Consider the following 6,063-nt stretch of genomic DNA (forward strand, 5'->3'; position numbering starts at 1 on the left):
CCCTCGTCGGTCTGGCCGCCGGCGCCCAGGCCGCCACCAGCTGCAAGATTGCCGGCGCCGACATCCGCGTCTCCGACAGCTACGCCGACTTCAACTACTCGCCCAGCGGCAAGGCGGGCGCGACGGGCAGGCTGTCGCGCTTTCGGCTGATGACGCTGGACGGCGGCGAAGCCCCGACCAGCAACGTCGAGCTGAAGACCGTCGACATCACGGGCCCAGGCGACTACACGCTGTCCATGGAGTCGCTGTGGCGCTCGGTCATCCGCGTGCAAGGCAAGAGCCAGCGCGTGACGGCCGGCAAATTCCACTTCACGCGCTTCGAGATGAAAGACACGGTCGGCCATGCGGCAGGCACTGTCGAGTTCACGACCGGCCAGGCCAGCGGCTCCTGCACGTTTGATGTCGAGGTCAAGGGCATCAACCGCGACCGCCTCGGGCTCTGAATAGGGCCTGTTAACGCTACGGCAAGGGGTCGCGTTGCCGTAGCGTTAACAGGCCCTAGCGCGGCAGGAAGGCCAGCCAGGCAATCAGCAGCAGGTTGAGCAGCACGGACAGGCCCAGGCCGACCTGCCAGACGCTCACCGCCTCGCGCGCGGCCTTGGGCGGGCGCGCGGAGGCGGGCTGGTCGCGCGCGGCCAGCCGCTCGAGCGCCAGCAGCAACTCGTCGGCCGTCTCGAAACGCGCCTTGGCCTCGCGAGCGACGGCGCGCATGACGAGACGGTCCAGCGGCATGGGCACGCTGGGCTGCAGCCGGCTGACGCTGGCCGGCTCGCGACGATAGCGGGCCAGTTGATAGGGTTCGATCTCGCCATAGGGCAGGCGGCCCGTCAGCGCCTGGTAGAGGGTCACGCCCAGCGCAAACAAGTCAGAACCCGCGTCGGCCGGGGTCGGCGGATCCTGCCATTGCTCGGGGTTGATATAGCTGGGCGTGCCGGCATGCAGCTCGTGCGAGGCCGCGGGCGCGCGTGGGCTCAGGGCGACGCCCAGGTCCAGCACGCGCCACTGGCCATCTTCACCCAGATGCAGATTGGCCGGCTTGATGTCGCGGTGCACGACGCCGGCGGCATGCAGCAGGCTCAATGAGCGCGCGACGGCGCTGGCCAGGCCCAGAGCCTGGACCGTATCCAGCGGGCCTTTGGCGAGCAGTTGCTCCAGCGTGTGGCCGCCATGCCAGTCGAACACGGCGTAGAAGTGGGTGGCGCCATCGGCCGGCGCATGAACGCGCACAAAACCGCTCTCACCCCCACGCCGACGGTGCCGGGGCGCCTCGGCCAGGCGCAGGCCCAGCCAGATCTCGTGGGCCAGCATGGCGCGCTCTTCAGGATCGTCGGCGCGGCCGGGGCGCAGCATCTTCAGGGCCACGAGGCGCCCGGTGGCAAGCTCGCGCGCCTGCAAAAGGCGGTGCACGCCGTTGTCGGCGACGACGGCGGTGACCTGGTAGCCGTCCAGCGTCGCGCCGACACCGAGCGGCCCGGGGCTGGGCAAGGTTCGGCCCAATGCCGCGAGGTCGTTCAGGCCCGGGTCGGCCAGGTCCTTGACGTCGAGGACGAGGGCGGTCGCGTTGTCGTGGCTGCCAGCCGCCAGTGCCGCAGCGGTCAGCGCATCGGCCGCCGCCTGTGCGCCGGGCGTGGTGCGCAACAGGTCGGCGATCTGGCGGCTGCGCAGGGAGCCGTGCACGCCATCGCTGGTCAGCAGCAGGCGGTCCCCCACCTTGAGCTCGCCGGCGCTGTGGTCCAGGCGCAGCGCATCGTCCAGGCCCAGGGCGCGCGTGAGGCCGGCGAAGTCACGGCGCTCCATGCGGTGGTCCTGGGTCAGCAGCAGGCATTGGCCGTCGCGCAGCAGCCAGGCGCGGCTGTCACCCACATGGGCCAACGCGTAGCGGYGACCGCGCAGTGCGATGGCCGTCAGCGTCGTCAGCGCCTCGCGCGGCTGACCGTCCGGCCCGGGGCGGCGGTTGTGCGAGGCGAGCCAAGCGTTCTGGTGGCTGAGCAGGCGGTCCAGCGCCACGCTCGTGTCCCAGTCGGCGGGCACGCCGTGGAAGTCGCGCAGCAGGCTCATGACCGAGGTCTGGGCAGCCATCAGGCCATCGCCGTTGGAATGCTCACCCCCGCTGACGCCATCAGCCAGGGCGGCGACCCAGCCGCGCTCGGCCTCGTGCGCAGCCGGCGCCTGCACGCCGGCGAAGTCCTCGTTGCGAGGACGCTTGCCCTGCAGGCTGGACAGGCCGGTATCGAGTTCGAAGCGCATGCGCGTGAGTCGTTGTCAGGTGAGCGGTTGGTATTGCGGGCCGAGCGCCGGGCCGCTCCCWAGCCGGCCCGTCTGGCGATGTGCTKGCCGGTCGARCCGGSMAGCATCGCCGTCCCCTCGGGGGGACCGACCAAGGCAAGGCCTTGGACGAGGGGCTTCATCTTGGTGCAGTTTCAGGGATGAGTGCACCCGCACCGGGCTAGCAAACGCTTCGGCGTGGGGCGTCGCTGGGCGTTTGAGGTTGATTTCTCACGCTGCGGCAGGTCTGAAGGCCAGCTTCATCGCTGGCACATGCCTTGCAAAGCAAAGGGCAGACCAGCTTTGTTGTATGGAGTCCGGCATGAAGAAGATGAAGCTCGTGATGGTGGGCAACGGCATGGCCGGCGTGCGCACGCTGGAGGAGCTGCTGAAGATCACGCCGGATCTCTACGACATCACCGTATTCGGTGCCGAGCCGCACCCCAACTACAACCGCATCCTGCTCAGCCCTGTGCTGGCCGGCGAGCAGACGATCGAAGAGATCATCCTGAACCCGCTCTCCTGGTATGAGGAGAACGGCATCACGCTGCACCTGGGCAAGACGGTCACCGAGATCGATCGCGTGCGCCGCCGCGTCATCGCGGCCGACGGCACGACGGCGGAATACGACCGCCTGCTGATCGCCACCGGCTCGAATCCCTTCGTGCTGCCGGTGCCTGGCAAGGATCTGGATGGCGTCATCGCCTACCGCGACATTGCCGACACCAACGCCATGATCGACGCGGCGACGAAATACAAGCATGCCGTCGTCATCGGCGGTGGCCTGCTCGGCCTGGAAGCCGCCAACGGGCTGATGCTGCGCGGCATGCAGGTCACGGTCGTGCACCTGGTCGACACGCTGATGGAGCGCCAGCTCGACGGCGTCGCCGGCGACCTGCTGCGCAAGTCGCTGGTCGACCGCGGCCTGACCTTCATGCTGGGCGCGCAGACGCAGGAACTGGTGGCCGGCCCCTCGGGCCGGGTCCAGGCCATCAAGCTCAAGGGCAAGGACGGTCAGGTCATCGACGTACCGGCCGACCTCGTCGTCATGGCCGCCGGCATTCGCCCCAACACCGCGTTGGCCGAGAAAGCAGGCTTGCATTGCAGCCGCGGCATCGTCGTCACCGACACGATGCAGACCGTTACCGACCCGCGCGTCTACTCGGTCGGCGAATGCGCGGCCCACCGCGGCATCGCCTACGGTCTGGTGGCGCCACTGTTCGAGCAGGGCAAGGTCTGCGCCACCCACCTGGCCCAGTTCGGCATCGGCCGCTACCTCGGCTCGTCGGTCAGCACCAAGCTCAAGGTGACGGGCATCGACCTCTTCAGCGCCGGCAACTTCACCGGCGGGGCGGGCACGGAGGAGATCGTCATGAGCGACCCCTTCGCCGGCGTCTACAAGAAGCTCGTCATCCAGAACGACCAGCTCGTCGGCGCCTGCCTGTACGGCGACACGGTGGACGGCGGCTGGTACTTCAAGCTGCTGCGTGAGGGCCGCAAGATCGGCGACATCCGCGACAAGCTGATGTTCGGCGAGGCGGGGGCCAACATCGGCGACGTCGGCCACCAGGGCGTCAGCCGCGCGGCCGCGATGGCCGACACGGACGAGGTCTGTGGCTGCAACGGCGTCGCCAAGGGCACCATCTGCAAGGCCATCCGCGACAAGGGCCTGTTCACGCTGGACGAGGTGCGCAAGCACACCAAGGCCTCCGCGTCGTGCGGCTCCTGCACCGGCCTGGTCGAACAGCTCATCATGTTCACGGCCGGCGGCGACTACTCGGCCACGCCCAAGAAAAAAGCCATCTGCGCCTGCACCGACGCCAGCCACCAGGACGCCCGCGACACGATTCGCCTGGCGCACTTGCTGACCTCGGCCGAGGTGTTCCGCGCGCTGGACTGGAAGACGCCCAATGGCTGCGCCACCTGTCGCCCGGCCGTCAACTACTACCTGATCTCGACCTGGCCCAAGGAGGCCGTCGACGATCCGCAGAGCCGCTACATCAACGAGCGTTCGCACGCCAACATCCAGAAGGACGGCCGCTACTCGGTCATCCCGCGCATGTGGGGCGGCGAGACGACGAGCTCGGAGCTGCGCCGCATTGCCGACGCGGTGGACAAGTACCAGATCCCGACCGTCAAGGTCACCGGCGGCCAGCGCATCGACCTGCTGGGCGTGAAGAAGGAAGACCTCGTCAACGTCTGGAAGGACATCGGCATGCCCTCGGGCCATGCCTATGCCAAGGCGCTGCGCACGGTGAAGACCTGCGTGGGCAGCGAATGGTGCCGCTTCGGCACGCAGGACTCGACGCAGATGGGCAAAGACCTGGAGCGGGCGCTGTGGCGCATGTACGCGCCGCACAAGGTCAAGATCGCCGTGTCGGGCTGCCCGCGCAACTGCGCGGAGGCCGGCATCAAGGACGTCGGCGTCATCGGCGTCGACTCGGGTTGGGAAATCTACGTTGCCGGCAACGGCGGCATCAAGACCGAGGTGGCCGAGTTCTTCTGCAAGCTGAAGACGCCCGAAGAGGTGCTGGAGTACAGCGGCGCCTTCCTGCAGCTCTACCGGCTGGAGGGCTGGTATCTCGAGCGCACAGTGCATTACGTCGCCCGGGTCGGCCTGGACCACGTCAAGAAGAAGGTCCTCGAGGACGCCGACAACCGCAAGGCGCTGTGGGCGCAGTTGCAGTTCAGCCTGGACGGTGAGCCCGACCCCTGGTTCGACTTCGACAAGGCCCACGTGGACCTGCGCCAGTTCGACAAGGTGGCCGTCTGATGCTGAACCGCCGCGTCATTCTTCTCGCGAGCCTGGCCTCCGGGCCTGCCCTGGCTCAGAACCGCATCAGCCAGCTCGGCGAAGCCATCGACAAGGCCGGCGCCCAGCGCATGCTCAGCCAGCGCATGGGCAAGGCCTGGCTTGGCCAGCTGCGTCCCGAGCTGGCGCCGCGTGCGCGCCAGGTGCTGGAGGCCAGCGAGGCTCGCTTCGAACGCCAGCTCGGCGAGCTCCTCGCCTTTGCGCCCACGCCCGAGATCGCCGGCAGCTACAAGGCCATGCAGCACCGCTTTGGCGACTACCGCGCCTTGCTGCAGAGCAAGCCCAGCCGCGAGCGCGTCGACGAGCTGCTGCAAACCTCGGGTGAGATGCTCAGCCTGGCCCATGTCGCCACCGGCCAACTGCAGCAGCGCTCCACCACGGCGACCGCGATGCTGGTCAACATGTCGGGCCGGCAGCGCATGCTGTCGCAGCGACTGGCCCTGTTCTTCATGGCCGGCCAGCAGGGCGCTCGATCCGACGTCGTGAGCAAGGAAACAATCAAGGCTCGCGCCGAGTTCGAGACCGCCATGCGCGTGCTGGCTTCGGCCCCTGAAGGAACGCCCGCCATCCGCGACAACCTGGACCTTGCACGCAACCAATGGGTCTTCCTGCAGTCGGCACTGGCCGGCGAAAGCCAGGGGCCGGAAACGGCCAGCAACGTCTTCGTGGCGAGCGAGAACCTGCTCGCCGTGATGGAAACCGTGACCGGGCAGTTTGCCCGCCAACTGGCATGAATCTGCCCCTCGCCCAGCCTCGCGTCGCTGAACGCGAGCGAGTCCAGTCGGTCTTGCAGACCGCGCTGCTGCTCGCGCCGCAGCCCTTCGGCAGGCACAAGCCGCCCACTGGGCGCCTTGTGTCCGGCCTCAGCCCCCGCGGGGACGGCGATGCTTGCCGGATCGACCGGCAAGCACATCGCCAGCGCGGGCCGGCTAGGGAGCGGCCCGTCGCTCGGCCCGTCAGGTTCGGATTGGACAACTGAGGTAGAC

At 68.4% G+C, this 6,063-nt stretch carries 4 protein-coding genes; 3 read left to right on the plus strand and 1 reads right to left on the minus strand.

Annotation, left to right across the window (positions count from 1 at the left end):
* On the plus strand, positions 1–443 hold a 443-nt coding region (locus AC1DU6_RS17290; protein ID WP_477858531.1), incomplete at its 5' end, for a hypothetical protein.
* Between the two features lie 55 nt (positions 444–498).
* On the opposite strand, the gene AC1DU6_RS17295 is transcribed toward AC1DU6_RS17290, so the two are convergent.
* A complete protein-coding gene (locus AC1DU6_RS17295; RefSeq protein WP_477858533.1) occupies positions 499–2,247 on the minus strand; it encodes a bifunctional protein-serine/threonine kinase/phosphatase in 1,749 nt (582 codons plus the stop codon).
* Positions 2,248–2,587: 340 nt separating this feature from the next.
* Here AC1DU6_RS17295 and nirB point away from each other — a divergent pair, with 340 nt between their 5' ends.
* Positions 2,588–5,038 carry a nitrite reductase large subunit NirB gene (gene nirB, locus AC1DU6_RS17300; protein WP_457319727.1) on the plus strand — a complete coding sequence of 817 codons (2,451 nt, stop codon included), beginning with the start codon at positions 2,588–2,590 and terminating at the stop codon, positions 5,036–5,038.
* On the plus strand, positions 5,038–5,811 hold the full coding sequence (locus AC1DU6_RS17305; RefSeq protein ID WP_457319725.1) for a type IV pili methyl-accepting chemotaxis transducer N-terminal domain-containing protein: 774 nt from the start codon (positions 5,038–5,040) through the stop codon (positions 5,809–5,811). The genes nirB and AC1DU6_RS17305 overlap by 1 nt, the downstream gene beginning before the upstream one ends.
* Positions 5,812–6,063 lie beyond the last annotated feature (252 nt).

It is taken from the genome of Roseateles sp. P5_B10 (genome assembly GCF_056400485.1).

Excerpts from the sequence above, each read along its gene's own strand:
- AC1DU6_RS17305 (WP_457319725.1), top strand. The coding sequence starts at position 5,038 with ATGCTGAACCGCCGCGTCATTCTTCTCGCGAGCCTGGCCTCCGGGCCT.
- nirB (WP_457319727.1), top strand. The coding sequence starts at position 2,588 with ATGAAGAAGATGAAGCTCGTGATGGTGGGCAACGGCATGGCCGGCGTG.